The sequence below is a fragment of the Hahella sp. CCB-MM4 genome, assembly GCF_002260525.1.
Classification (GTDB): domain Bacteria; phylum Pseudomonadota; class Gammaproteobacteria; order Pseudomonadales; family Oleiphilaceae; genus Hahella.
On record NZ_MRYI01000099.1, the window covers coordinates 1 to 418 of the forward strand.

Genomic DNA, 418 nt, shown 5'->3' on the forward strand with positions numbered 1-418 from the left:
CGGCAGCCCTGGATGGCGTGACCCCCGACATGCGGCTCTATACCGAGGAAAGCTTCGGCCCGGTTGCCGCGATCATGCGGGCGATGTCGGTGGACGAGGCCGTGCGTATCGCCAATGAAAGCGAGTTCGGCCTCTCCAGCGCGGTTTTCTCGCGCGCTATCAACGCGGCGATGGCCGTGGCGCAGCGGATCGAGAGCGGCATCTGCCACATCAACGGCCCGACTGTGCATGATGAGGCGCAGATGCCCTTCGGCGGCGTGAAGGCCTCGGGCTACGGGCGCTTCGGCGGCAATTGGGGCATCGCGGAATTCACCGAACTGCGCTGGATCACCATCCAGAACGGCCCGATGCACTACCCGCTCTGACCATCAGCCCAACGATAACGCCCGGTGCGGGAAACCGTCGCACCGGGTAATTT

General features: G+C 64.8%; 1 protein-coding gene. It reads left to right on the plus strand.

Annotated features, from left to right (window positions below; genetic code table 11):
• Positions 1–365 (plus strand): aldehyde dehydrogenase family protein (locus BTA51_RS29080; protein ID WP_141215724.1); only part of this gene is annotated, 365 nt, incomplete at its 5' end.
• Positions 366–418: the final 53 nt, after the last annotated feature.